Consider the following 25,208-nt stretch of genomic DNA (forward strand, 5'->3'; position numbering starts at 1 on the left):
GTAGCTTACACCGCATCCTCCAGCTCGCCGGGTTCGCTCTCGGTGGCGAGCCGGCGAAGCTCGGCCTGGATCGTTTCGGCGCGCTCTGGTCGGAGTCCAGGAATCGTGACGTCAGCCCCTCGCGAGCCCGCGGTGTAGACGACCACGCTCGACAGCCCGGCGAGCCGTTCGATCGGTCCCCGTTGTGAATCGACGTGCTGGACCCGAACGAACGGGACGACCGAGTTCACACGGGTCACGACGCCGCGTTCGAGCGTGACCGCGTCCGCCTCGATGTCGAACCCCCAGACCCGGTATCGCTGGAGCGTGTAGCCCACACCGATCAGGGCGAGGACGACGAAAACGACGGGTCCGACCCAGACACCGATCTCGAACCATCGTCGATCGGCGATTCCGACCGCCACAGCCACCACCAGCGCCGTGAGAAGCGAGCCCCCGAGCCAGACGATCCGCACGCGGGGATCGAGCCGTTCCATACCGCGGGCTACCGCCCCACCCCACATAAACCCATCCGCGTCCGGCGGTTGTGGGGTGGACGGCTCGCCGATCGAATTCATCTCAGACGACGAGATGCAGGACCACACCGCCGAACACCGCGAGACTACCGAGCCCGACACAGACGCCCCAGAACGCGACCCGCTCGACCACTCGCATCAGCGCATCGATCGTCAGATACCCCACGATCGCACTCGTGGCGAGCGCGATCGCCGCCATCGCCGGCGGAATCGCCGGGATGCCACTGTCGAGCAGCGGGAGCAGGCCGCCACCGATCGACGCCGGGATCGAGAGCAGGAAGGAAAGCTGGAACGACGACGGGCCGTCGTGGCCCCGGAGGAGCAGCGCGCTCGCGGTCGTTCCCGATCGTGAAATGCCGGGGAGGATCGCAAGTCCCTGAAGTCCGCCAACCAGCACCGCGTCCACGAGATCGGGTGTCTCCCGCCGGCCGCCACGGTCCTCGACCCCGCGTTGGACGAGCCCGGTGACGATCAACAGCGCGCCGATCAGCGCGACGAACACGCCGCCGGCGAGCTCGCTCACGAACCCCTCCAGCAGCACCAACGACGGGATGCCGACGATCCCGGTCATCAACGTGGCGACCACGATAAAGGTAAGCTCCGAACGCTCGCGGTCGAACGCGCGCTCGGGTCGCCACGATGGGAGCGTGCGGACGAGCGAGGCGACCTCGTCGCGATAGTACGCGAGCGCCGAGAGCGCGGTCCCCGCATGGAGGAACAGCGAGAGCTGGATCGCAACGGCCGGCTCGATGTTCGCCACGAGATTCAAAAAGAGCGTGATGTTCCCCTCACTGGAGATGGGGAGCCACTCGAAGATCCCCTGGAGGATACCGATGACGACCGCCAGAACGACCGACTCCTGCATGCGAGAGGAGGCTCGCCCACCGGATAAAGGAAGTTCGGTTGCGCGCTCGTCGGACGTCGCCTCGACCCCAGCCCCGCTCGTCGTCGGCCGGGACGACTGACACCACGAGAACCGACACATGTATGTCGGACTGTGTTGTAGCTTGTCAGAGAACGGACGTGAGCGAGATCACCACCGAGCGCTTCGGCACGCTCGACGACACCGTTCTCGCCGACGACAGCGACGCATTGACGTACGCGTGGACGGCCGCGCTGTTGACTTCCCTTCTCACGGTCGTGATTCCGGTGGTCGGTCTCGCGAGCGATGTCTCGACGCCCGTTCTCGTCGGGGCCGCCGCTGTCCTCTACGTCGCGACTGTCCTCGCGGCCGGTGTGGCGTTCGAAGGGGTCGCCGCATCGGTGTTCGTCCTCGGACTGTTCGACATCGCGGTGACGCTGATCGACGGCCCAGGGATCGCCACTTTCGACCTCGTAGCGGTCGACGTGGTCGCGATCCCGTTGGGGTTCGTGCTCGTCTACGACTGGTTTACCGAGCGTCCTCAGCTCCGCCCGACCGCCCGCGGGATCGCGGTGGCGGCGTTCGCGGGCTTCGTGAGCTGGTCGTTTCTCACCACGTTCTTCGGCAGCGGCCCCTCGGAGCTGGCCGCCGGACTGTTCGCGGTCGAACAGCTCCGGTATTTCGTAGTGTTCGTCGTGGCCGCCCTGATCGTCCGCCGGACGAACCCGTGGTGTGCGAGTACCCTGCGTCCTCGATCGCCGCGTAAAGCTGCTCGCGGTCGGTNGATGTGTATAAGAGACAGATCCCGACCGGCTTCTACGCCGGCGGGTTCGTCGGCCACGGTCGGGAGCTGGCGATGGTGCTCTTTCTGTTCGTTCCGCTAGTGATCGCGGTCGCGCTGCGGCGGTCATGGGGCGAACTCGGGCTGGCGGGCGTCGCGGTCGCCGCCTCGGTGTTCTCGATCCGGGTCGCCGACACCGACGCCGGCTGGGCGACGCTGCTACTGCTCGGTGCGGTGTTCGGCACCTACCTCCTCGGGGTGGCGCTCGTCCGGATCCGGCGACGCTACTCGGCGCTCGCGCTGGTGCCGGCGGTGGCCGCCGTCGTCGGGTTCGTGTACGTCCTCGTCCGGGGCGTTCTGGCCATTCTCGCGTCGAGTGCGGGCGACGGTAACCTACTGGTGTTCGAGACGAACACGCTCGCCGTGCGGATCGACCAGTACGTCGCGGCGGTCGGGATCGCGCTCGACCAGCCGCTGTTCGGACTCGGCGGGGAGAACTTCGTGCTCGTCTCGGAGCGCTACGTCGACCAGGCGAATCTCGGCATCCACAACACCCTGCTCGCGAACCTCGCCGCGACCGGGTTCGTGGGATTCGGCTTCTACCTGCTCGCCATTGTGGCAGTGTTCTGGGTCACGCTTCGTCTGGCGCTCGACACGAGCGGTGACGAACGCGTGCTCTGGGTTGCAGTGGCCTGTGCAATGTTCACCTACCACGCCTACTCGTCGTGGATGTGGTCGTACCCCTGGACCGTCGGCAACAGTGCGTTCTGGCTGCTCGCGGGGGTCGTAGTCGGCGGCGCGGCGTCGCGGTGGAACGATACGGTACGGTCGATCAGCGGTCGCATCGTTTAGGAGCCACGGCGTCGTGGTCGCGGTATGCACGATGTCTCCCTCGTCGGTGCGGGCCAGTCGCCGTTCGGCTCCTCTCCCGACAAAAGCTACCGTTCGCTGTCGCGACTGCCGACGACCGCGCGCTCGACAGCGTCGACGGCGAGCTTGACCCGAATCGGATCGACGAAGCGTTCCTCGGCACGCTCGGCGTCGGTGGCCGCCAGATCGGTCTCAGCGCGCCCGCCGTCACTGATCGAGGGTTGCTGTGACGCCCGGTCAGAACGATTTTATAACCATCGAAGCAACGGTTGAACGTCATGGTCGAAGCAACGACGGGCGCGGACTCGCGCGAGCAACTCACCGCCCTTCAAGACGAGCGCCTCGTCGAGACCGTTCGTCACGCCTACGAGAACGTCCCGTTCTATCGCGAGACGATGGACGACGCGGGTGTCGCTCCCGACGACATCGGTGGCGTCGACGACATCCAAAAGCTGCCGATGACCACGAAGGACGACTTCCGCACGGAGTACCCCGACGGGCTGTTCGCGGTCGACGACAGCGAAGTCCGCCGGATCCACGCCTCCTCGGGCACCACCGGCAAGCCGAAGATCGTTGCGTACACCGAGGGAGATCTCGATCGGTGGGCCGAAGTCATGGCGCGTTCGCTCGCCACCGCCGGCGTCGAGCCGGGTGACACGGTGCAAAACGCCTACGGCTACGGCCTCTTTACAGGCGGTCTCGGCTTTCACGACGGGATCGAGGAGTTAGGAGCGACCGTGATTCCGATGGGTGGCGGCGACTCCGCACGCCAGCTCTCGATGCTGGAAGACTTGGAAAGCGACGCGCTCGCCTGCACCCCATCGTACTGCCTCTATCTCGCGGATTTCGCCGCCGACCGCGGCGTCGATCCCCACGATTTGCCGGTCTCCACCGTGGTGATCGGCGCGGAGCCGTTCACCGACCCGATGCGCGAGGAGATCGAGGACGCACTCGACGTCACCGCAATCGATATCTACGGCCTGTCGGAGATCATCGGCCCCGGCGTCGCGGTTGAGTGCGCTGCGGTCCAGGAAGGCCTCCACGTCTGGGAGGACCATTTCTACCCCGAGGTCGTCGATCCCGCGACCGGCGAACCGCTCCCGGCGGGCGAGGAAGGCGAACTCGTCCTGACCTCGCTCACCAAGGAGGCCCTCCCCGTCTTCCGCTACCGAACCGGCGACATCACCACGCTCTACGAGGACGAGTGTGACTGCGGACGGACCGCAGTCCGGATGGGAAACATTACTGGTCGGACCGACGACCTCCTGATCGTTCGGGGCGTCAACGTCTACGCCAGCCAGATCGAGGAAGCGATGCTCGACATTACTGGGATCGCACCCCACTACCGACTCGATCTCCAGCGTGACGGCTCGCTCGACACGATGGACGTGACTGCCGAACGCCACGCCGAGGCCGACGCGAGCGCGGACGAGCTTCGGGCCGAGATCGAAGGCCGGCTCGGCGAACAGTTGGACGTCTCACCCGACGAGATCGACGTGGTCGAACCCGGCGAGATCGAGCGGACCGAAGTCGGGAAGGTCAAACGCGTCTTCGACCACCGCTGACCGGCTGTCGGGTTCGACCCGCGACCGACCACGGACGGCTGACCGACTCTCGATACGTTACGATCGATGCTGATCGCAGAGGTCTACTTTCGAATCACAAGCTTGGACGGGGTACGGCCCAGACGATCGAAGGGGCAACCGCATTGAACGAGGACCCCGTAGAGATAGACAATGAGTCACCGAAAAACCCAGCTCGACATTCAGGGGATGAGCTGTGCGAACTGTTCACAGACGATAACGGAGGCATTGCAGGACCTCGACGGGGTGGAGACGGCGAGCATCAACTACGCCACCGACGAGGGGACCGTCGAGTACGACCCAGAGACGACCTCGCTCGCGGAAATCTACGCCGCGGTCGACGACGCCGGCTACGAGGCGGTCAGCACTGCGACCTCGATCGCGATCACCGACATGACGTGCTCGAACTGCGCCGAAACCAATCAAGAGGCGCTCGAAGACGTCCCCGGCGTGATTGTGGCAGAGGTCAACTACGCGACCGACGAGGCGAGCGTCGAGTACAACCCCGCCGCAACCGACCGCGAGCAGCTTTACGCGGCGATCGAGGACGCAGGGTACTCGCCCGTTCGCGACGACGAGGGTGAGGAATCCGAACAGGACCAGCGCGACGCCGCGCGCAGCGAGGAGATCCGCCGCCAGCTCCGACTCACCTTGTTCGGTGCGGCGCTCTCGCTCCCGCTGATCGCGTTCATGGTCGAGAAGCTCATTCTTGGTGGCGGGGCGCTCCCCGAAACGGTGTTCGGGATCGAGTTCGGCTGGATCGAGTTCCTGCTCGCGACCCCAGTCCAGATCGTGCTCGGGCGACCGTTCTACGAGAACGCCTACACGGCGCTCGTCAAGAACCGCACCGCGAACATGGACGTGCTGATCGCGCTCGGCTCCTCGACGGCGTATCTCTACTCGGTCGTTGTTCTTCTGGGAGTGCTCGCGGGGAGTCTCTACTTCGACACCGCCGCGCTGATCCTCGTGTTCATCACGCTCGGCAACTATCTCGAAGCCCGCTCGAAGGGCCAGGCCGGCGAGGCGCTCCAGCAGCTCCTCGAGATGGAGGCCGACACGGCGACCGTCGTCGACGAGGACGGCAACGAGGAGGAACTCCCCCTCGATGAGGTCGATGTCGGTGACCGGATGAAAGTCCGGCCCGGCGAGCAGATCCCGACCGACGGCGTGGTGGTCGACGGCCAGTCTGCGGTCGACGAGTCGATGGTCACCGGCGAGTCGGTACCCGTCGAGAAGGAAGAAGGCGATGAGGTGGTCGGCTCGACGATCAACGAGAACGGCGTCCTGGTAGTCGAGGCGACCAAGGTCGGCGCGGACACGGCGCTCCAGCAGATCGTTCAGACAGTAAAAGAAGCGCAGTCGCGCCAGCCCGACATCCAGAACCTCGCAGATCGCATCTCGGCGTACTTCGTCCCGATCGTGATCGCGAACGCGCTGCTCTGGGGGCTGGTCTGGTATCTGTTCCCCGCAGCGCTCGCCGGGTTCGTCGACGCGCTGCCGTTGTTGGGGCTCGTCGCGGGCGGTCCGGCGGTCGCCGGTGGCGGCGTGTCGGTGTTCGAGTTCTCGGTGGTCGTGTTCGCCTCCGCCGTCCTGATCGCGTGTCCGTGCGCGCTCGGGCTCGCAACCCCGGCGGCGACGATGGTCGGGACCTCCATCGGGGCGAAAAACGGCGTCCTGTTCAAGGGTGGCGACGTCCTCGAACGCGCGAAGGACGTCGATACGGTCGTGTTCGACAAGACGGGGACGCTCACGACGGGCGAAATGGAACTCACCGACGTGGTTCCACTCGATGGCGCTCGGACCGCCACCGACGGCGGGAACGGGACGGCCACCGACGGTGGCACGCAGACGGTCAGTAGCGGCACGGAACCCGCCACCGATGAAATCGACGAGGAGACCGTGCTCTGCGCCGCCGCGAGCGCCGAATCCGGCAGCGAACACCCGCTCGCACAGGCCATCGTCGAGGGTGCCGAGGAGCGCGGCATCGCTCTCGCCAACCCGACCGAGTTCGAGAACGTCCCGGGACACGGCGTTCGGGCGACGGTCGACGGTGACGAGGTGCTCGTCGGCAACCGCAAACTCATTCGGGACAACGACATCGACCCCGCACCTGCTGAGGACGAACTCGAACGGCTGGAGAGCGAGGGGAAGACCGCGATGCTCGTCGCCCGAGGCGGGAGCCTTCTCGGGCTCGTCGCCGACGCGGATACGGTGAAAGAGAGCGCGAAGGAGGCCGTTGGGGCGCTCCACGACCGCAATCTCGCGGTGCAGATGATCACCGGTGACAACGAGCGGACAGCCGGAGCGGTCGCCGAGGCGGTCGGGATCGATCCCGCGAACGTGCGTGCGGAGGTGCTCCCCGAAGACAAGGCCGACGCGGTCGAGGAGATCCAGTCATCGGGCAGTCGTGCGATGATGGTCGGTGACGGCGTGAACGACGCTCCCGCGCTCGCGACCGCCTACGTCGGGACCGCGATCGGCTCCGGTACTGACGTCGCGATCGAAGCCGCCGACGTCACCCTGATGCGCGACGATCCGCTCGACGTGGTGAAGGCGATCCGCATCAGTGACGGCACGCTCCAGAAGATCAAGCAGAACCTCTTCTGGGCGCTCGGGTACAACACCGCGATGATCCCGCTCGCGTCGCTCGGCCTGCTCCAGCCCGCACTCGCCGCCGCGGCGATGGCGTTCTCGTCGGTCTCAGTGCTGTCGAACAGCCTGCTGTTCCGGCGGTACACGCCGGACGAGGACTATCGCCTGCTGTACCGCTGGCGATAGTTCGAGGAGGCGTGTATCTCGAAGTGCCAGCGGCACTTCGGCGGTACACGCCGGACGAGGACTACGAGCTACTCGGCTTCCTCCGATAGCTGTGTGAGGATTTCCGGCGCTTCTGTGACGGACGAACAGGTGGTTTCTTGTATCCCTCACGCGATCGATGAGGCAGTATGCCCTACAGCTACGAGCCGCACTACTTCGAGGACTTGGACGTGGGCCAGACCTTCGAGAGCGCCGGACGAACGGTGACGGAGACCGATTTCGCGATGCACTCGATGTTCACCGGCGACTGGACCGAACTCCACACCAACAAGGAGTATTCCGAGGACGGCCCGTTCGGCGCGCGGATCGCCCAGGGGCCGATGACGTTCATCCTCTCCACGGGACTCTTCCAGCGGACGGGGATCGTCGAGCGCACGGTCGTAGCCTTCCTCGGCATGAACTACATGGATATTCCGAATCCGGTGTTCATCGGCGACACCGTGAGCGCCGACTTCGAGGTGACCGAGAAACGCGATCTCGACAGCCGCGACGACGCCGGCCTCGTGGTGATCGACAGCGAGATGACCAACCAGGACGGCGAGTCGGTGTTCGCCGGCGATATGAAGTTCCTGTTCAAGACCAGAGAATAACAAACCTTTGAAAGACAGCCACAGTTTCGAGTGTCGTGTTAACCGTAGCAGGGACACGACCTCGTGTAGATCTCACAGAGTGATATCGGTCTCCACAAACGTGTCTGATAGCATTTCTGAGACTCTTTTCCCCAAACGTCATCCTCAATTAGTGAAGGAAGATGACCAATATTCTTCATGAAATCTCCCCGCGTGAACACCACATATTCAGGGGCGAGAGGAGGTAGGAAGGCCACTTCTAACTGTAGTTTGGAGAGAAATCGATCCAAAACGCCAATAGTGTGATTGATTACAAATGCAATTGGGGGCCAGAATGGAGCAAGATCGTTTTCTAAGAAATCATCCTCGTTCCACACGTCAAATGTAGAAAAAGGTTCAAAATCGGACCTGACCGCATACCCCTCATCTGTGATGAAAATGAGTCTAACTGTTTCCCCATGATGCAAAATATTGTCTCTGAAATCCCTTATTTTGCTAAAAGTTTCTGCTTCATTCTCATAGAACTCTGCAATGGATGTGAGAAGACCATAATCCTTTTCCAAATTTTCTGATGAGACTGGCTGATCTCCATGTAGTGCAATACTTGAGAAACTCGTTGGGGGGAGTTGGTTGCCGCCATCTACGCCGATCAGGTTCCAAACATTTGCTATGATCTCTTGAAATAAGTCATACATACTTCTACATACGCTAAAGATATACTCTACTTCAGATGTTATCATGCGACTCCTGCCAGTGTTGTGTGCTTTTGGCAATTTTTCATACAACCCCAGCTTCGAAATCGAAGCACCCAAATTATGTATATCTTCAAATATGCGGCCAAGTGGTTCCAGAATTGAGTTGTAACACAGATACTGTGTGATCATATTATTAAATCTAAAGTATATATCATCTTGATGTTCTGGTCCCCGTCCAAAATAATGAGACTGTGCTGGATATCCTCTCAGACATTCGATTTTTCCTTCCTGTTCTACCCACATATACCAGTTACGAGGTTCATCCGCCCAATCAGGAATATATCCTTGATTTTCATCAGGGCAGTAGACAGGGTGCAAGGGGATATCTCTCCCGTGAATCTTGCTCGATATGTGGAATAGCTTGTGTAGACTGTCTTTGCGGATCACACCCGACACAATTTGAAGCTACGCTTATAATCTAATAAGACTAACGGGGATTCCGTTCTCAGAAGGTGATTAACACTACTCATCGATTTTTGTGTTTGGAGTGTAGTTCATATCTCCTCTTAAGGACAGAAGAAGACCTCTTATGTTAATATTATTAAATATAATCTCATCAAATCGTTACTTAAACCAAAACCCGACAGCGAATAGCAGCGCCAATCGAACGAGCACGGCTCCGACCTGGTTTACGGTCACGACGAATCCGAACGGTGAAAGTCCCCGCGGCGAGTCGGACTAGTAGTGGCAGTCCTCGCTCGATTGCTTGCGATGCTCGCCGTGGTGCTGGCCGGGACCGGGCTGCGCGCGATCGGGGTTCTCGATGATCGGCGGACTGGTCGGCTGAACGCGCTCGCGTACTACGTCGCGCTCCCGGCGCTGATCTTCACCGCGACGTACGACCAGTCGGTCGGCGACCTCCTCTCGCCGGCGCTGCTCGCGGGGCTGTTGGTCGTGCTGTTCGCGACGGCGGCGCTCGCGTGGCTCGTCCACCGGGATCGGTGGTCGCGGGCGCGCCGGAGCGTCGCGGTCGTCCAGTCGTACCACTCGAACCTCGGCTATCTCGGCCTCCCACTCGTCGCCGCGACGTTCGACGGCGAGGTGACCGCGATTGCGAGCGTGATCCTCGGGATCGTCTCGCTGGTCCAGGTTCCGCTCACGATCGTCGTGCTCGTCGGGATCAACGACGCCGACGCACAGGTGCGCGAGGAACTCCGTCAGATCGCGACGAACCCCGTGCTGGCGTCGCTGGTCGCCGGACTCGCCGTCGGAGAGATCGGCGTCGCGGTTCCATCGACCGTGGCGGCCGGTCTCGACGGCCTCGGTGCGCTCGCGCTCCCGCTTGCGTTGCTCTGTGTCGGTGCGTCGCTCGAACTCGATCTGCCGTCGGTCGACGCTGGTGCGACGCTCTCGGTCGTCGCGCTCAAGATCGCCGCGATGCCGGCGCTCGCGTGGATCGTCTTCTCCACGCTCGGCGTCGATCCCGCGGCGCTGACCGCGGGCGTGGTGATGTTCGGGACGCCGACCGCGGTCTCGACGTTCGTCTACACCACCGAGATCGGCGGTGACGAGGGGTTCGCGTCGCTCAACGTCTTCGTCACGACGGTCGCCTCGATCGGGAGCCTGTTCGTTCTCATCCACCTGATCGGGTAGTCCGGACGGACCCCAACCCTTACTGTTCGATCGCGTCACCTTCCGGTCGAATGCCATCGAACGACTCCCGCCGACAGTTCTTCGTCCGGGTCTCGGTCGTCGTGGCCGTCGCGACCCTGTTTCTCACCGCGAGCTTCGTCGGTCTGCTCGCCCTTCTCAACGGCGATCTGCGAGGGAGTTCCTCCCGTATCGCGTGGTATCTGACGATCGCTGCCGTCGCGTTCGTCGGCGTCATCATTCTCCTCGAAACCCAGGACGCCGCGGGAACGTCGATCATCACGACGGCTGCGATCGTGGCCGTGATCGTCTTCGTGCTCGTCTCGCTCGGTGTCGAAGGACTCCTCTATGCCGTCCGGAACCCGGCCGCAGTGTTCGTCTCACAGACCATTCTCTACTTCTTCGCGGCGGCGCTCATCGGCAGCGGGGTCGGCTACTGGGCGCTGCGCCACTGGCGGGAAGTCGTCGGCTAAGACGCGACGCTGTCGGCGGCCCGGCCAGCACGAACAGACGCGTTCACGGTCGGCAGCGAATCGCTCGCTTACCGATCGTCGCCAGCGAGTCGCCGACGGAGCAGGTACGATCCCAGCCGGAGGCGATAGCCGAGCGACCGAAGCAAGAACAGCGAGAGATCGCCGACTTCGGCGATGACTTCGCCGACGCCGGTGTGGTCCTCCGCGGTAGCCGGCGGGGTCGGCGGCGTCGGACGCTGGCGCGGCGACGACACGATGTCGTTCGGGATATCGATCACGCGTCTAGCCCGCGATCCGGTGTCCCTGCCGGTGGGATCGTCATTAGCGTCGCTGGCTGCGGGGTGGTCGGCTTGAGTAGCTCGAAGCTCGGCGACTTCGTTTTCGAGCGCACGATTCCGCTGTTGCTCTCGCTCGACCGCGGCTTCGAGCTCGGTCGAGTCCATGTTGTCGAGCGCTCGGTCGCCGTCGAGATCGGGTGACGCGGCGTCCACCGCCTCGTCGAGATCGGTGTTCGACGTCACCGTCGCCTGCTCGCCTGCCGCCGACTCGGCCCCCCAGTCCGAATCGGCACGGTTCGGTGCGTCGTGCTCCGGATCGACGTGTGCCGACTCGGGGTCGGTGTCGAGCGGCGATCCATCCGAGCGGAGTGCGTCGGCCGCGCCGCTTCCGGCCGGCGAGTCGTACGAATCGAGACCCGGCGTCGCGCCCGCGTCGTGGGTGGCTTTCCGCCGGAATCGGACGCGATCAACCGCATCGTCCCAGTCCGTGAGGAGGAACCCCTCGCCCGCGTCGAAGTCCTGAATCATGTCGGCGCGTTCCGAGCCGAGCACGTCACCCGCGATCGAGACGTCGTTCTTCCACGTCAAACGGTGCCAGACCAGCCAGTCACACTGGGTGATGAAGTCCTTGTCGACCGACGAGGGGCGCTGTGACATCCCGCAGATGCCGAACCCGCGCTTCCGGCCGCGCTTGCCGATCCGTTTCAGGAGTTTCGCGAGATCGGTGCCGCCGCCGGACTGCGGGAGGTACTCCTGCATCTCCTCGATCAGGAGCAAGAACGGCTTGCGCTCGCGTTTCTCCTTTCGAAAGAGGTGGGCAACCACGTCGTGGATCAGCGTTTCGGCCTCTTCGCCGTCGAAGTAGCCCGATACGTCGAGGATCACGGGCACGTTCTCGACGAGGGCGGCCTCGGCGATCGATTCGGCGTCGTCGGGCGCGACCTCGACGTCACAGAACTCGTCGGCACCGACGTGGAGCACCTCGAACCGTTCCTTCAGCCCGTAGTACTCGCCCTCGGTGTCGACGATCAGGAGGTTGTACCCGTCCGTGAGCAGCTGCTCGGTGATCACGCTCGCGGTGTTCGACTTTCCGCTTCCCGATTTCCCAGTGACAAATCCGCGCCCCGTGAGGATTTCGACGGTCGGGAGCGCCCTGCCGTCCTCGGTCACGACGATACGCTGTTCGCGCTCCTCTTGGGCCATTCGTGAGGATTGGTTCACGCCACCACGATAAAGATCCTGTGTCGACGGCGCGCCACCACGCCGGTCTGCCGAGGCCGACACACGTCGGGATCGACTCGCCGTAGCGGCGTGGGACGTGGGGTTCCGCAGCGTTCATACTGACTGGCCAGTTAGCGATTCGCAAGGAGATATCCTCTCGAAATGCTCGGAGCACTACGAGATCGGCTGTACGCTGCCGTGCTCCACTTCCCTGCGTTGCTGGCGCGGCTCGGCCTCGTCGACCGCGAGAAAGGGACCGAAGCGTTCGATCTCGCTGTCCCGGTGATGGTCTCAGGGGGATTTCGGACGCTGCTCCGAGTCACGGACTTCTTCATGGTGAGCCTCGCGCTCGGAAGCGCGGCGGTCGCCGGGCTCGAACTCGGCTTTCAGTACTACTTCATCGGCTTCGGGCTCGCGCTCGGGCTTTCGAGTGGGACGATCAGCGTCGTCTCGCGGTTCGTCGGGGCCGGCGAGGACGCGCGAGCGAACCTCGCCATCAAACAGTCGCTCTGGCTCGCGCTTTCGGTCACGATCCCGCTCACGCTCGTGACGTGGTTCGAGGCCGAGGCGATGGTCGGCCTGCTCACCGATGCCCCACAGACGATCGCCCTCGGCGGCACGTACCTCCGGATCGTGATGCTCTCGGTCTCCTTCCGGTTCTGGAGCATGATCGCCGCGCGGGCGCTCCAGGGCGCAGGCGACACCCGCACCCCGATGTACGTGCGCCTGCTCACGATCCCGGTCAACATCGTCCTGAACGCCGTCCTCATCTTCGGGGTCAGCGTGTTCCCCGCGCTCGGCGTCGCCGGCGCGGCGTGGGGTACGACGATCGCGAACGTCCTTGCGGGGGTGATCTTCTTCGTACTGCTTACTTCCGGGCGCTACTCCGTTCGGCTGCGGCTCGGGGGCACGCAGTGGTCGACCGACATCGCTCGGGAAGTGATCCGGGTCGGCTACCCGCTCGCCGGCCTCCAGCTGATCCGGACCTTTGGGAGATTCCCGTTCCTGTTCGTTCTCGCGAGCCTCGGCACGGGCGTGGTCGCCGCGTACGCGATCGCGCGGCGGGTCATGCTGCTCGCGATGATGCCGGCGTGGGGCTACTCCACCGCATCGAGCACGCTCGTGGGCCAGCACGTCGGCGCTGGCGACGCAGAGGAAGCGAACGACTACGCCTGGCAGACCCTCCGGATCGCGCTGCCGACACAGCTCCTGATCGCGGGCGTGCTCGTACTGTTCGCGCGCCCGATCGCACTGCTGTTCGCGACCGACACGCCCGGTCTCACAGTAGAATTCATTCGGGTGTTCGGGCTCGGCGTGATCGCGTTCAGCGTCTCACGGACGATGCGGGGCGGGCTCCGCGGCGCGGGCGACACCCGCTGGCCGCTCTACGGGACGCTGCTCGGCACCCTGGTTCGTCTGCCGATCGCGGCGCTCGCACTCCCGACGACGCTCACCATCACCGTCGTTGGTGTGTCGTTCGCGCCTGGTCTCGGCCTCGGCCTCGTTGCCGTCTACGTCGCGATGCTCGCGGATCTCTACCTCCGCGCGGGCGTCAACCTGTTCCGGTTCTGGACCGGGAAGTGGAAGACGATCGCGGCACGCTCCGGCGTCGGTGCCGGCAGTGACTGACGACTGGGTACTCGTGGCAGTGCTCGCATTCTGTACTCGGTGATCGAAAGTTCACGGCGTGTAACTGCAGCCATCGACGATCAGTCGGCCGTGTGATCGATCACCTCGTATCCGAGATCGGCGACGACCTGCTCAACGTAGCTTCCGGTCGTCGGGTGTGGCGTGGCGAACGCGACCACGCCCGTCTCGTGATCGGCTGTCACGTCCGTGACGTCGCCGACCGCGCCCACCTTGTCTTCGACGATCGCTTCACATCCCGCACACGTCATCCCGTCGACGTCGATTCGGTGACGCATAGTCTGTGATACCCACGGAGGCGGCTTAAGCTACCAACAATCTGAGAAAAAATGGATCGGACCGATCACACGTCGACGATGGTCGGTCGACGGTTCAGCCGCGCGTTTCGACCGGTGCTTCGCCGGCGTTCCGTCGTTTTTGGATGATCCCTTCGGAGGGTGACGACGGTTCCAGGTAGATTCAATCGAGATCGTGACCGCAGTGGGGGCACTGGTCAGGGCCGGGATCGGTGTCGGCGTCGTCCGCGATGAACCCCGAAGCGAGGATACTGGCGGGGAGCGCGACGAGGCCGGTGCCGAGCACCGCGACCGTCGCGCCGAGGAGTTTCCCGAGCGGCGTCACGGGGTAGACATCGCCGTAGCCGACCGTCGTCAGGGTCACGACGCCCCACCACAGCGCCGCCGGAATGCTCGAAAACGCCTCGGGCTGGGCGTCGTGCTCGACGAAGTACATCAGGCTCGATGCCAGCGTGAGGAGGAGACTCGTCCCGGCGATCGCGACGATCAGATCGCCGGTTTTCCGCTTCACCACCCGTTCGAACCGCGCCACCGACCGTGAGTATCGCGCGAGCTTGAACAGCCGGAGGAACCGGAAGAGCCTGAGCGCGCGGAGCACCCGGAGGTCCGAGACGAACACGACGGTGCCGAGATAGAAGGGTGCGACGGCGAGCAAGTCGATCACGACCGCGGGCCGCGTCATGAATCGCAGGCGGCCGAAAACCGGATGGTCGTCCTTCTCGGTCGCCGTCGCGGACCAGACTCGGAGGACGTACTCGGCGGTGAACACGCCGACCGAGACCAGTTCGAAGGTATAGAAAACGGCCTGGTAGCGGGTGAACAGCGGATCGACCGTACCACAGACGACGGCGACGACGTTGCAGACGATGAGCCCCGCGATCAGCCAGTCGACGGCCTGTGCGGCCGGTCCTCCCTTGCCGACCGTCAACAGGAGATGTGTCGAGCGCTTTGCGTCTCGATACCGCGCTCGAAGGTGACGTAACATCGATGAGACTGAAAGCTCGGCAAACGTCGACGTCGCTGCGTGTTTTCGGTTACGCCCGATGCATTCTCGTGGTCTCGAAACGGGTGTTACGGACCGAACTCCTCCTTGTGATCCTGATAGAGGATGCCCGTGAACAGGGCGAACGGGACCAACCCGAGCACGGCCAATCCCAGTCCGGCCCCGAGGAGTGCCGGGACGTTCGCATACCGGATGAAGTACACCAGCACGCTGATTCCGGCCCCGATGAACGCGACGACGCTCGTGATCGCCAACCCGAAGCTCCACTTCCGCATCCGCCATCCGAGGTTCTCCGAGCGCCGGAGCATCTGGATCAGGACCGCGATCGGCGGGATCGTCAGCGCCACCAGCTGGAGGAGGTTCAGCGCGACCTCTTCACTCACCGGCCGCCTCCAAAACCGATGATCGGCCGCCGTTCGATCGTGCGTCGTCGCTCTCGGACCGTCCGGATGTGTTTGGTTCGTGCATGTGTCGTGTTCAGCGTTCGATGATCGTTCCGTCCTCGCCGACCGCGACGTCGGTGGCTCCGAGCGCGATCCCCCAGAGGTCGGATTCAGTCGGGGAGTCGATGCCGCGCCAGCCTCGGCCGGGCGTTCGTTCGATGACCGCTCCACTCTCGCCCACCGCAACTGCGCGCGTTCCGTCATCGTGGCTCGCAGCGTGTTCGTCGCTGGCGAGGCCGTGAATCGCCGCCTCGCCGACCGAGAGCGGTGTCCAGTTGCCGCACGCGCGGTCGTAGCGATAGAGCATGCCGTCACCGCCGCCGACGAGCAGTGTCCCGTCCGCGGTGCACATTCCGTAGAAGTTGACCTGCGCGCAGTCGATCCCGATCTGGGCCCACTCCTCGTCGGCGGTTGCGAAGACGCCACCGCTGGTGTCGGCGGCGTAGCAGGCAGTCGCGTCGGCAGCAAGTGTGGCGATCGTCGAGCCACCACCGGGTTCGGTGACTGCACCGTACTGCGGACAGCCGCGGTCGTCGAACCCGATCGGGAGCAGTTCCCCCGACCCGTTCGCGACGCAGAGGCGCTCGTCGTCGGGTGTGCCGGCGACCGCGATCGCCTCCCACGTGCTCGTCTTCTCCATCGGGGCGGTGTAGTCGTACTTCCGGCCGGAGGTGGTGTCGTACATCCCGAGCGCGCCGCTGTCGCCCGCGAACCAGCACCGCTCGCGGTCGGGCGTGACCGCGGCGCAGGTGAGCCGGTTGCGCTTGGTCGCTGGCCCGGCCCCGATCACCGTCGTCCATCCAGCCTCGTCGCGTGCGAGAACTACCCCGTCCTCGCCGACCGCGTACGGGCCGCGGACGGTTTCGACGACGCCGAGAAGCGTCTTGTCGGTCGGTGAATCGATCGCTCGCCACTCGGTGCGGTCCCTGTGATTCGTCGTTTCGGTCATGGTGTGCAGTAATCGGTGTGGGTCGGGAGCAGCGCCACCAGTCTCACTGAAACCCGCCGAGCAGGAGGACGGAGAGGCCGTTCGTCATCACGAGTGCGATCGCCCACGCGACGACGCCGACCCCGACCGCTGTCGGGGGGCGCGCATCGGTCCGGTGGCCGACGACGCCGACCCACGCCGCGGCCGGCAGGATCGCTCCCAGGAGGGGGATCCAGCCGAACAGCAGCGCCACGACGACGGCGAGCACCGCGCCGACCGCTGCGGTGGCGAACGACTCTTCGCCGGTGGGCGTCGCCCCCCCTGCCCCCAGCGGGACACCGACGTAGATCGTGAGCCCGCCAACGAGGACCCCGACGACGAGGTTCACCAGCGCACCGAGGAGTCCGGCGATCATCGGTCGAGGAGCTTCGTGTGCGCCGTGGTCGTTTCGAGGTCGTCGACGTCGAACGTGGCGGCGTGGAACAGCTCGCCATCGGCCGAGAGCAGCATGACGAGGTGGACCTGGCTCTCGGGGTCGGGATCGGGGAGGACGTACAGCTCGTAGAAGTCCTCCGTGCCGTGCTCGCCGACGGTGGCTTCGAGATTGCCGGCAAGCAGGTCGTTCAGGTCGGCCAACAGGCCGTCGTCACACGTGATGTCGGGCGATCCACTCGTCCCCGCGCCCGCGTCCGTTCTTCCTTCGTGGCTCGGATCGGTGTGGTTACTGCTCATGATCGTTGGCCCCCAGTTCAGGCTGCCTCACCAGGGCCATCGAGAAGACACCACTCGCTCCACGCGGTGTGGGCTTCGAGGTACTCCCGTGCCGCCGCGCTCGCGCGGTAGGCGTTCGTCCGCCCGTCGACCGGACGCTTCTCGACCAGGCCCTCGTCGACGAGTTCGCGGAGGTTCTGGTAGAGCCGACCGTGGTTGATCTCCTCGTCGTATGCCTCGCGGAGCTCGCGCTTGATCTCCACGCCATTCGGATTCGTCCCGTCGAGGCTGACGACGACGAACAGCACGTCGCGCTGGAACCCCGTCAGTTCGGCGAGGGGCTGTGGTTCGTCCGGAAGGTCGGGTGCCGGTTCGTCGGTATCGCTGGTGGTGTCGTACACGGACATGGCAATCACGACGGCTCGCGCCGTCGACGCCGCGACCGGGACTCGAACCCGGCGGTCGGCCTGGCTACCGAACACGGTGGAATCGCTGCTACGCACGCTTGTCATCCGCAGTTGTCGCCGCCGAATCGGGACGGGATTCGGCCTCTTCCAGACGCTGCTCGAACCGCTGCCACTCCCGGGTGAACGCCCCGCTTGCCTTCAGGTTCCAGATGTCGGCGGTCTCGACGATTCGTCCTGTGCGCCACGAAACCAATATATTCCACAGCCAGAGCACCTGACCGAACCCGATCAGGTACGCCCCGAGAGTGGCGAGCTGCTGGGTGGTGGCGAACCGGACAGGATAGGACGCCATCCGTCGCGGCAGCCCGCCCATCCCGGCGACCAGCATGGCGAGGAAAGCGATCACCACCCCGATCGTCGTCAGCCAGAAATGCGCACGGGCGAGGCCGGGATCGAACAGCCGGCCCGTCAGGAGCGGGAACCAGTAATAACACGCCGCGAACAGCGCGAACACCACCATCCCGACGAGCACGAAGTGGAAGTGACCGACGACGTAGTACGTGCCGTGATACAGCAGATCGACGGGCACCGAAGCCAGGAACACACCGGTGACGCCGCCGATGATGAAGTTCCCGATCGCGCCGACACAGAACAGCATCGGTGCGGTCAATCGGATCGTGCCGCCCCACATGGTGGCGATCCAGTTGAACGTCTTGACCGCGCTCGGCAGCGCGATCGCGAGCGAGACCGCCATGAAGCTCGCTCGGAGCCGGGGATCGATCCCGGTCGTGAACATGTGATGAGCCCACACACCGAAGGCGAGCACCCCGATCGCCAGCGTCGAGTAGACCACGAACTGGAAACCGAACAGCTTCCGCCCGGTGAACTTCGGGATGATGTGGCTGAGCAGGCCCATCGGCGGGAGCGCGAGGATGTACACCTCGGGATGGCCGAAGAACCAGAACAGATGCTGCCAGAGGAGCGGGCCGCCCGCTTCGACCGCGAAGAAGGTCGTCCCGAGGTTGCGATCGAGCAGCAACATGACGACCGCGCTCCCGAGCACCGGAAACGCGAACAGGACGAGCCCGCTCGTGGTGAGCACCGTCCACGAAAAGATGTCCAGCCTGTGCCACCCGACCAAATCGGCGCGCTCGGTGACGATCGTCACGACGAAGTTGCCCGCACTCAGGAGCGTGCTGACGCCGCTCAAGTGGAGCCCGAGCAACACGAGATCGAGATCGACGTTCGGGGCGCGTCGCGACAGCGGCGGGTAGAGCGTCCAGCCGGTCGCCGGTGGGTGAATGTCGGCGATGCCGAGCAGATCGGCGACGATGCCGGCGCGCATGAGGACGAACGCCGCGGGGAGCAGCCAGAACGCGGTCGCGTTGACCCGCGGGAACGCCATGTCGTCAGCGCCGATCAGCGACGGCACCACGTAGTTCGCCAGTCCAAAGGCGACCGGGGTCGCGAAGAGAAAGAGCATCGTCAGGCCGTGGGTGGTGAACAGCTCGTTGTAGGTCTCGGGCCCCCAGACGTCGGCCGACGGGGTGAGGAGCCCGGTTCTGAGCAACATCGCGTCGAAGCCACCGAGCAGCCCGGCTGTGGTCCCGAAAACGAGATACAGCAGCCCGATATCCTCGTGATCGACGGTGGTAACCCACCTGAGCGCACCGCGAAGTTTCTCGCGGTCGTCGGTCGTTCGGTCGGTGGGTGGTCCTGCCATACTGAACGCTCGTTATCCGGTGTCGGTGGATTCGCCACCGAGTCGCGTCACGCCCACGAGGAGTTCACGGACGCCGACCGCGCCGACGACCGTCGCGAGACCGAACGCGAGCGTCGGGCTCACGGCGTACAGCACGCCACCGACGAGAGCGCTCGGAACGCGCAACGCGGCCCGTACCGTTCGGTAGCCGCGACGATCGTCCGAGATGTCGTTCGCGGCGCCAGTCTCCGTCGTCGTGTCATCCCCCGTTGTGATCGAATCGACGAACGCATGGCGGGTCGGGAGACCTGCACGATACAGCCCGAACGCCGCGAACAGACCGGCGACGATGGCCGCGTTCGCGGGCGCGCTGACCAGCGCGATCGGAAACAACGCTCCGACGAGGAGAGTGCCGGCGACGACGCGCTCGCGGCCGATTCGACTGGTGAGCCGCGTCAGCGGTCCGGTGGCAACGAGTGCGACGCTCATCTCGGCGATCAGACACACACTGAAGAACGCGTCGGGCCGGAGCCGGTGGCCGAACAGCGTGACGTCGATTTTGAGCACGCTCGTGACGGTGATCACAAGAAACACCGAGACCATCCCGACCGCGAACTCCACGAGCGCGTCGCCGACGAGGGGCTGGCGGACCGATCGCGGCAGCGAGCGCAGCGAATCGAGCGCGGATCGGATCGGCTCGTCACGGATAGCGATCCATCCGTCTTCCATCGTTTCGTCGTCCGCCGTCTCGCCGTCGGTCACACCGTCGGAGCGACCGTTCTCCGTCGTCGAATTCGCGCTCGCAGCCGGAATCTCGTCCTCGTCGAGCACCGCGAGGAGCACGGTCGTCGTCAGTCCGATCGCGGCCGCGAGGCCGAGCACGACCTGGATCGCCGTGATCGCTGGCGAGATCAGGGTCAGAAAGCCGACGGCGATCGGCAGGCCGGCGAGCAGCGCGACGTACCGTGGCGTCCGCGCGTGGCGAATCACCTGCGGGACGCGATCACGGATCCGCTGTGGAACCACGCCGATCGTGGCGGCGGTCTCCGGCCCGACGGCCTGCCACGACTCGATCAGCGCGAGGCCGACGAACACCAGCGCCACGGAGCGCAGACCGTCAGTCGGGCCGAGCTGCGGCGCGACCAGCCAGCAGACCACCCCGAGCGAGGCGAGAGCCCCCACGACGGGGGCCGCGCTCGAACCCAGCTGCTCGGCCACCGAGCCGAGACGGGGGACGGTCACCGCGAGCAGGGTTGCGCTACTCCCGAACAGACCGATGACGATCGGTCCGTTGCCGAGCAGTCGGAGGTACTCCGGGGCGTATCGGATCGCGGTGTAGAGTGCAACGTTGAACGCGACGACTGCCACCGACGCCGCAGCGTCGCCAGCCACGTTTCCCTCGAAAACGCTGGCGTCGGTCCGGGGTGCGGTGGTACTGTCGCTCGTCATCGGTGGTTCGTGCGGGAGTGAGAGAGCATTCTGTGAGAATCGGTCGCGATGGTCGAAGTACCGTTCGCGATCGTGAGGTCGTCAGGAACGTCCGGCGATCAGTCGGGTTGCTCGAACGCGTCCCTGAGACGTTCGATTGCGTCGTGAACGGTTTCGCGGAGCTGTGCAAGCGATGGGTATTCAGTGTCGTTCGTCATTGTCGTGTGTCGGTGAAGTGGGTGGTCGGTGTTCGGTACGTCCGGCTGCAGATCGGTCGGCGAACGTCGTCCTACCGGAGGTTTCGCCCCTCCGTGTAGAGTGTCGAGCAGGCGGCGCGCACGGCTCCGAGCGCCATCCGGAACGCGCCGCCGATGGTCACGATCCCCGCGCCGATCGAACGCACGCCCGCACCGAGCGTCCGGCCCGCGTCGCCGAGGTCGGCGAGAAACGCGCCGGCCGTCTGCACGAGGAGATCGGTCGCGTCGAGTACCGTCTCGAACCCGCGCCACGCGGTTCGGGGGAGCCCACGGACTGCCCTCGCCATCCGTTCGGGACCGTAGGTGACGTACACCTGCGCGAGGAACACCGGGGTGAGCACGAGATTCAGCGTCGTGGTGTACCCGCCCGAGAGCGTGCCGCCGACCTCGGTTCGTGGCGGGACGAGTCCGAGCCCGCCGAGGAGGTAGTGAGCGGCCACGCCCGCGACGACCGCCGCGACGAACAGCGAGGCGAACAGCACGGCGGCCATCCGCGCCCCGTAGTACCGCCGGTAGGTCCGCACCAGCGGCGGGATGATGAGGTCGGCGTAGATGAACGCGAGCACGCTCCCGAACGGGAGTCCGTTGGTCCAGAGCACGAGCGCGAACGGCACGTTGCCGACCGAGCACATGAACGTCACCACGCCGATGACGACCGCGATCACCGTGTCGAACACCACGGGTTGAAGCCCGGTCTCGGCACCGAACAGCGCCGCCCACCACGCCTCGGGGACGAACGCGCCGATCAGCCCCGCGAGAACGAACCCGAACGCGATGTCCTCCCAGAGCATCTCCCAGTCCTTCACCGTCTTCTTACAGGCGGCGTCCCAGCCGTCGACGGTGAACAACTTCTCGGTCCACGAGACTGCTGAACCTCCCGTCTCGCCGTGCTGGCTCTCGTAGGCACGCCGACAGCCACCACAGCAGAAGTACTTCGTTCCGCCGGTGGTTTCGGCGGCGATCGTCTCCTCGTCGGTCGGATCGGCCTCCATCCCGCAGGCGTCGCAACTCGTCTCCTCGACGTCGTGGAGATGCTCGCGCGCGGCGTCGAACCAGCGCTGGGGGACGACGTTTCGGAAGATCACGGCGAGCACGCAGATCGCGATCACGCCGCCGAGATACTCGCCGACCACGAACTCCCAGCCCAGCAGGACCCACATCACGAGCCCGAGCTCGATCACGAGGTCGGTGCTCGCGAACAGGAAAGCTCCGAGGCTCGCGACGCCCGACGCACCCTTCTTGAACAACGATTTGCTCGTCCCGGCCGCGGAGTACGAACAGCTCGACGAGGCCGCCCCGAACGCCGAACCGAGCGCGACCTCGCGCCAGCCGTCGTCGCCGAGCAGTCGGGTCATCCGCTCCTCGCTCACGAACACCTCGACTACGCCCGAGAGGGTGAACCCGAGCACGAGTGCCCACCACGTCTCCCAGGTCATCCGGGCGACGAGGCGGAGCGCATCGGCGAACGAAGCAGTGACTGACATGATCGTGGCTATGGTTCGATGAGTCCCAAGTCGTCGAGGTGTTGTCTCGGTGTTCGCAGCGGTTCGGCCGAGGCCTGAACACGCCCGAGGCTCGGGAGGATCAGTCGACAGGAACGGGCCGAACCCGCTCGAAGCGGTTCCGTCTCGCCGTAGAAACTACTGGCCATCGTCCCGGGGCTCATCCACGTCCGGTTCCCGGACGCGTCACCCCAGGTGGGCGTGCATGCTTCCGTATATTCTACGGTGTAATAAATCATTCCCTCTGTGAGATTATCTGTCCTATCGAGTTTATTCGGGATCGACGGTACCGATCGGTCGCGCGGTTCCATCGGTTCGGCCGCCGTCATCACTGGAAGTTCTCGAGGATCGTACCGTCGGCCCCCACGGCGACGTCGGAGTACTCGACCGTACCGAGCGCGACGCCGTGAAGCGTCTTCGACACGGATGTATCGGCCGCCGACCACTCGTTGCCGTCGACGGTGACGACCGTCCCGCCGGGGCCGACCGCGGCTCCGCGGCCGTCCCGTCGATCGACCGCGTGGAGCGCGTTCTCGACCGACGCGACCGAGATCCAGTTGAACCCGTTGTAGAGGAAGATCGATCCGTCGTCGGCGACGGCTGTCACGGTGTCGGCGTCGAGGGTCGCGACGTCGTGAATACCGGCACTCACGTCGTCGATTCCGATCGAGCGCCACCCGCCGTCGGATCGCTTTCGGGAGACGTTACCGTTGGTGTCACAGAGATAGCCGGTCGATCCCCGCATGGTAATGGCGTTGACGCTGTCGCCGTCGGTGGGTTTCGTGACCTCGCTCCACTGGATGGTTCCCTGCTGGTTGCGGCCAACGAGGAGTTCGCCGGAGCCATTGATAAGCGAGATTCGCTCAACGCCAGCTTGGCCGACGACCGCGACGTCCGCCCACGAACTCGTCTTCTCCTTCGGGGCCGAGCGGTCGGTCAGTTCGTCGTCCGCGACATCGTAGTAGCCCGCCGCGCCGCTGTCGCCGCACACCCATACGCGCTCGCCGTCGTTCGTGACGGCCGCGCCGGTGAGTCCGTTGCTCGCTCCACCCGGCCCGCTCTCGACGACAGTCTCCCAGTCGTCGTCGCTCCGGGCGAGCACACGGCCGCTCTCGCCGGCTGCGACGGGGCCCTCAGTCGAGAACACCACGTCGTGGAGCGCCTTCCCGGTCGGCGAGTCGACGCGCTGCCAGCCGTGGGCCGCCGTCGAGTTGCCCGTCAGACAACCAGCGAGTCCAACTGTGACCGCGCTCCCCGCGAACGCGAGCACGCTCCGTCTGGAGCAGCGGCGCGTCCGGGTCGGCGTGGTCGAGTCATCGTGCGTCATCGATACACCCCCGACTCACCACTCCTCCTGGCGATAGTCCGGCGTCTCACCGCGCGGCGTGAACGCGCCGGGCGACGCCGTGCGCTTCGCGATCGTGGCGATCCGGAGGATAAAGGAGAACAGCACGGCGAACGGGGCGAACGCGACCGCGAGCGCCATACTCACGAACACCACCATCCCGGGACCGTGACCGCTCGGCGGTGCGCCGTCGGCGAAGATCAGAATGAGGAACGCCGAGACCAGAAACGCACTGAGGCCGGAATACACGATGAGCCGCGAGAGTCGTGCGAGCTCCTGTTGGATGTACAGCGCCTTGTAGTACTGTCTGAGAATCGACAGTCCACGGTACATCTCGCGGAGATCGTCGAGGAGGGTGTCCGCACGTGCAGTGAGCGCGTCGGCGGACTCACTCTGGATGCGTCGCGCGGCGTTGATGTTCTCGGCGTAGCCATCGCCCATCATCGGCAGCAACACGTCGATGAGTGGGAGGTTTTCCTCGTCGGCTCGGGCTGTGAGCTGCTCGACCTGTCCGATCACCCCCTCGACGTACTCGTCGACCCGTTCGCGCAACCCCGCGTCGCCGCTCTCGACCCCTGCCTCGCGCAGCGACTCCGCCTCCCGCGACAGCACCCGGGCGGCGACCGCGAGGAAGGCCCCCGGATCGGTCGGGCTCACGGCTACGTCGGGAAGGCGTTCCTCGACCGTCCCCCGGAACGCCCGGACGCTCTCGATGCGCTCGCGCAGCCGATCGGGCGTGCCGAACAGTTCGGAGATCGTGAGCTGGTTGACCGCGACCACTATCGGCACGAACGAGAACAGCCCCGAGATGATCCCGCCGAACAGGCTCGTGACGAACCCCGCCTTGGCGATCCCAACGACGTCGGTGAGGCCACCGATCAGCGCCACGACGAACACGCTCGCCACGAGCCCGCCGACGATCGCCCAGCGGTTGCCTTCGAGTAGGAGCCATCTCCGTGCGCCGATTCGACGTTCGCGGTCGGTGAGATACGTGATCGCGATCCGGCCGCCGGCGACCAGCAACCGGCCGACGATCCAGACGAACCGCACGACGAACGCCACCACCGGCCGAAGTGCCGGCACGATGGTCCCGAGGACGCCGTCGGTGCTGTCGTCGCTCGGTTCGGTGTCGATCGATTCGTTGTTATCGGTTGGTTCGGCGTCGCCGGTCGGTTCGTTGCCGTCGCTGTCGTCGGTTTCGTCAGGCACAGTGTCATCGGTCATG

23 protein-coding genes and 1 pseudogene are annotated in these 25,208 nt (G+C 64.9%); 8 read left to right on the forward strand and 16 right to left on the reverse strand.

Going from position 1 to position 25,208, the window contains the following annotated elements; genetic code table 11:
* Positions 1-5 precede the first annotated feature (5 nt).
* Positions 6-476: a PH domain-containing protein gene (locus tag C450_RS18055; protein ID WP_005045933.1), complete on the reverse strand. Its 471-nt coding sequence runs from the start codon at positions 474-476 to the stop codon at positions 6-8.
* Between the two features lie 82 nt (positions 477-558).
* Entirely contained in the window at positions 559-1,380 is an 822-nt protein-coding gene (locus C450_RS18060) for an undecaprenyl-diphosphate phosphatase (RefSeq protein ID WP_005045935.1), read from the reverse strand.
* A 784-nt stretch (positions 1,381-2,164) separates the two neighbouring features.
* Between C450_RS18060 and C450_RS23035 the strand changes: the two genes are divergently transcribed.
* From C450_RS23035 to C450_RS18090, 5 genes and pseudogenes are all read left to right on the forward strand, one after another.
* A complete protein-coding gene (locus tag C450_RS23035) occupies positions 2,165-3,010 on the forward strand; it encodes an O-antigen ligase family protein (RefSeq protein WP_241430424.1) in 846 nt (281 codons plus the stop codon).
* 24 nt (positions 3,011-3,034) lie between these two features.
* Positions 3,035-3,243 (forward strand): annotated as a pseudogene (locus C450_RS18075) (3-ketoacyl-CoA thiolase); the annotation flags it as partial.
* Positions 3,244-3,306: 63 nt separating this feature from the next.
* Complete coding sequence (gene paaK, locus C450_RS18080; protein WP_005045945.1) at positions 3,307-4,593, forward strand: phenylacetate--CoA ligase PaaK; 1,287 nt, start codon at positions 3,307-3,309, stop codon at positions 4,591-4,593.
* A 171-nt stretch (positions 4,594-4,764) separates the two neighbouring features.
* Positions 4,765-7,389: a heavy metal translocating P-type ATPase gene (locus C450_RS18085; RefSeq protein ID WP_005045947.1), complete on the forward strand. Its 2,625-nt coding sequence runs from the start codon at positions 4,765-4,767 to the stop codon at positions 7,387-7,389.
* Between the two features lie 167 nt (positions 7,390-7,556).
* Positions 7,557-8,018, forward strand: coding sequence for a MaoC/PaaZ C-terminal domain-containing protein (locus C450_RS18090; protein WP_005045949.1), 462 nt, complete (start codon positions 7,557-7,559; stop codon positions 8,016-8,018).
* A 38-nt stretch (positions 8,019-8,056) separates the two neighbouring features.
* Here C450_RS18090 and C450_RS21805 read toward each other — a convergent pair whose 3' ends face one another.
* Entirely contained in the window at positions 8,057-9,139 is a 1,083-nt protein-coding gene (locus C450_RS21805; protein WP_152424532.1) for a hypothetical protein, read from the reverse strand.
* 297 nt (positions 9,140-9,436) lie between these two features.
* Here C450_RS21805 and C450_RS18095 point away from each other — a divergent pair, with 297 nt between their 5' ends.
* Positions 9,437-10,345, forward strand: coding sequence for an AEC family transporter (locus tag C450_RS18095; RefSeq protein ID WP_049910409.1), 909 nt, complete (start codon positions 9,437-9,439; stop codon positions 10,343-10,345).
* Between the two features lie 50 nt (positions 10,346-10,395).
* Positions 10,396-10,815 carry a hypothetical protein gene (locus tag C450_RS18100; protein ID WP_005045952.1) on the forward strand — a complete coding sequence of 140 codons (420 nt, stop codon included), beginning with the start codon at positions 10,396-10,398 and terminating at the stop codon, positions 10,813-10,815.
* Between the two features lie 68 nt (positions 10,816-10,883).
* Here the strand turns inward: C450_RS18100 and C450_RS18105 are convergent, their stop codons facing one another.
* Positions 10,884-12,296, reverse strand: a complete 1,413-nt coding sequence (locus tag C450_RS18105) for an ATP-binding protein (protein ID WP_005045954.1) — start codon at positions 12,294-12,296, stop codon at positions 10,884-10,886.
* 180 nt (positions 12,297-12,476) lie between these two features.
* Here C450_RS18105 and C450_RS18110 point away from each other — a divergent pair, with 180 nt between their 5' ends.
* On the forward strand, positions 12,477-13,943 hold the full coding sequence (locus C450_RS18110; protein ID WP_005045956.1) for an MATE family efflux transporter: 1,467 nt from the start codon (positions 12,477-12,479) through the stop codon (positions 13,941-13,943).
* Between the two features lie 80 nt (positions 13,944-14,023).
* Here the strand turns inward: C450_RS18110 and C450_RS18115 are convergent, their stop codons facing one another.
* The 12 genes from C450_RS18115 to C450_RS18175 all read right to left on the reverse strand — a co-directional run bounded on the left by C450_RS18115 (position 14,024) and on the right by C450_RS18175 (position 25,207).
* Complete coding sequence (locus tag C450_RS18115; protein ID WP_005045957.1) at positions 14,024-14,239, reverse strand: heavy-metal-associated domain-containing protein; 216 nt, start codon at positions 14,237-14,239, stop codon at positions 14,024-14,026.
* Positions 14,240-14,420: 181 nt separating this feature from the next.
* Positions 14,421-15,242, reverse strand: a complete 822-nt coding sequence (locus C450_RS18120; protein ID WP_049910412.1) for an ion transporter — start codon at positions 15,240-15,242, stop codon at positions 14,421-14,423.
* Positions 15,243-15,328: 86 nt separating this feature from the next.
* Positions 15,329-15,643 carry a hypothetical protein gene (locus C450_RS18125; protein WP_005045961.1) on the reverse strand — a complete coding sequence of 105 codons (315 nt, stop codon included), beginning with the start codon at positions 15,641-15,643 and terminating at the stop codon, positions 15,329-15,331.
* Between the two features lie 94 nt (positions 15,644-15,737).
* Complete coding sequence (locus C450_RS18130; RefSeq protein ID WP_005045963.1) at positions 15,738-16,652, reverse strand: hypothetical protein; 915 nt, start codon at positions 16,650-16,652, stop codon at positions 15,738-15,740.
* Between the two features lie 43 nt (positions 16,653-16,695).
* A complete protein-coding gene (locus C450_RS18135; protein WP_005045965.1) occupies positions 16,696-17,046 on the reverse strand; it encodes a hypothetical protein in 351 nt (116 codons plus the stop codon).
* Positions 17,043-17,363 carry a hypothetical protein gene (locus C450_RS18140; RefSeq protein ID WP_005045969.1) on the reverse strand — a complete coding sequence of 107 codons (321 nt, stop codon included), beginning with the start codon at positions 17,361-17,363 and terminating at the stop codon, positions 17,043-17,045. Before C450_RS18140 ends, C450_RS18135 begins: the two co-directional genes overlap by 4 nt.
* Positions 17,364-17,380: 17 nt before the next feature.
* Positions 17,381-17,854 (reverse strand): PadR family transcriptional regulator, encoded by a 474-nt coding sequence (locus C450_RS18145; RefSeq protein WP_005045971.1) that lies wholly within the window; start codon positions 17,852-17,854, stop codon positions 17,381-17,383.
* Positions 17,838-19,472: a cbb3-type cytochrome c oxidase subunit I gene (locus C450_RS18150; protein ID WP_005045973.1), complete on the reverse strand. Its 1,635-nt coding sequence runs from the start codon at positions 19,470-19,472 to the stop codon at positions 17,838-17,840. The genes C450_RS18145 and C450_RS18150 overlap by 17 nt, the downstream gene beginning before the upstream one ends.
* Before the next feature lie 12 nt (positions 19,473-19,484).
* Positions 19,485-20,900, reverse strand: coding sequence for a hypothetical protein (locus C450_RS18155; RefSeq protein WP_005045975.1), 1,416 nt, complete (start codon positions 20,898-20,900; stop codon positions 19,485-19,487).
* 268 nt (positions 20,901-21,168) lie between these two features.
* On the reverse strand, positions 21,169-22,620 hold the full coding sequence (locus C450_RS18160; protein ID WP_005045977.1) for a permease: 1,452 nt from the start codon (positions 22,618-22,620) through the stop codon (positions 21,169-21,171).
* 346 nt (positions 22,621-22,966) lie between these two features.
* On the reverse strand, positions 22,967-23,965 hold the full coding sequence (locus tag C450_RS18170; RefSeq protein WP_005045980.1) for a hypothetical protein: 999 nt from the start codon (positions 23,963-23,965) through the stop codon (positions 22,967-22,969).
* A 15-nt stretch (positions 23,966-23,980) separates the two neighbouring features.
* Positions 23,981-25,207, reverse strand: coding sequence for a hypothetical protein (locus C450_RS18175; protein WP_005045981.1), 1,227 nt, complete (start codon positions 25,205-25,207; stop codon positions 23,981-23,983).
* Position 25,208 lies beyond the last annotated feature (1 nt).

Source organism: Halococcus salifodinae DSM 8989, from assembly GCF_000336935.1.
GTDB lineage: Archaea > Halobacteriota > Halobacteria > Halobacteriales > Halococcaceae > Halococcus > Halococcus salifodinae.

Excerpts from the sequence above, each read along its gene's own strand:
- C450_RS18155 (WP_005045975.1), bottom strand. The coding sequence starts at position 20,900 with ATGACGAGCGACAGTACCACCGCACCCCGGACCGACGCCAGCGTTTTC.
- C450_RS18090 (WP_005045949.1), top strand. The coding sequence starts at position 7,557 with ATGCCCTACAGCTACGAGCCGCACTACTTCGAGGACTTGGACGTGGGC.
- C450_RS18175 (WP_005045981.1), bottom strand. The coding sequence starts at position 25,207 with ATGACCGATGACACTGTGCCTGACGAAACCGACGACAGCGACGGCAAC.
- C450_RS18060 (WP_005045935.1), bottom strand. The coding sequence starts at position 1,380 with ATGCAGGAGTCGGTCGTTCTGGCGGTCGTCATCGGTATCCTCCAGGGG.
- C450_RS18160 (WP_005045977.1), bottom strand. The coding sequence starts at position 22,620 with ATGTCAGTCACTGCTTCGTTCGCCGATGCGCTCCGCCTCGTCGCCCGG.
- C450_RS18055 (WP_005045933.1), bottom strand. The coding sequence starts at position 476 with ATGGAACGGCTCGATCCCCGCGTGCGGATCGTCTGGCTCGGGGGCTCG.
- paaK (WP_005045945.1), top strand. The coding sequence starts at position 3,307 with ATGGTCGAAGCAACGACGGGCGCGGACTCGCGCGAGCAACTCACCGCC.
- C450_RS18115 (WP_005045957.1), bottom strand. The coding sequence starts at position 14,239 with ATGCGTCACCGAATCGACGTCGACGGGATGACGTGTGCGGGATGTGAA.
- C450_RS18140 (WP_005045969.1), bottom strand. The coding sequence starts at position 17,363 with ATGAGCAGTAACCACACCGATCCGAGCCACGAAGGAAGAACGGACGCG.
- C450_RS18135 (WP_005045965.1), bottom strand. The coding sequence starts at position 17,046 with ATGATCGCCGGACTCCTCGGTGCGCTGGTGAACCTCGTCGTCGGGGTC.
- C450_RS18105 (WP_005045954.1), bottom strand. The coding sequence starts at position 12,296 with ATGGCCCAAGAGGAGCGCGAACAGCGTATCGTCGTGACCGAGGACGGC.
- C450_RS18120 (WP_049910412.1), bottom strand. The coding sequence starts at position 15,242 with ATGTTACGTCACCTTCGAGCGCGGTATCGAGACGCAAAGCGCTCGACA.
- C450_RS18145 (WP_005045971.1), bottom strand. The coding sequence starts at position 17,854 with ATGACAAGCGTGCGTAGCAGCGATTCCACCGTGTTCGGTAGCCAGGCC.
- C450_RS18100 (WP_005045952.1), top strand. The coding sequence starts at position 10,396 with ATGCCATCGAACGACTCCCGCCGACAGTTCTTCGTCCGGGTCTCGGTC.
- C450_RS18150 (WP_005045973.1), bottom strand. The coding sequence starts at position 19,472 with ATGGCAGGACCACCCACCGACCGAACGACCGACGACCGCGAGAAACTT.
- C450_RS18085 (WP_005045947.1), top strand. The coding sequence starts at position 4,765 with ATGAGTCACCGAAAAACCCAGCTCGACATTCAGGGGATGAGCTGTGCG.
- C450_RS18110 (WP_005045956.1), top strand. The coding sequence starts at position 12,477 with ATGCTCGGAGCACTACGAGATCGGCTGTACGCTGCCGTGCTCCACTTC.
- C450_RS18170 (WP_005045980.1), bottom strand. The coding sequence starts at position 23,965 with ATGACGCACGATGACTCGACCACGCCGACCCGGACGCGCCGCTGCTCC.
- C450_RS18130 (WP_005045963.1), bottom strand. The coding sequence starts at position 16,652 with ATGACCGAAACGACGAATCACAGGGACCGCACCGAGTGGCGAGCGATC.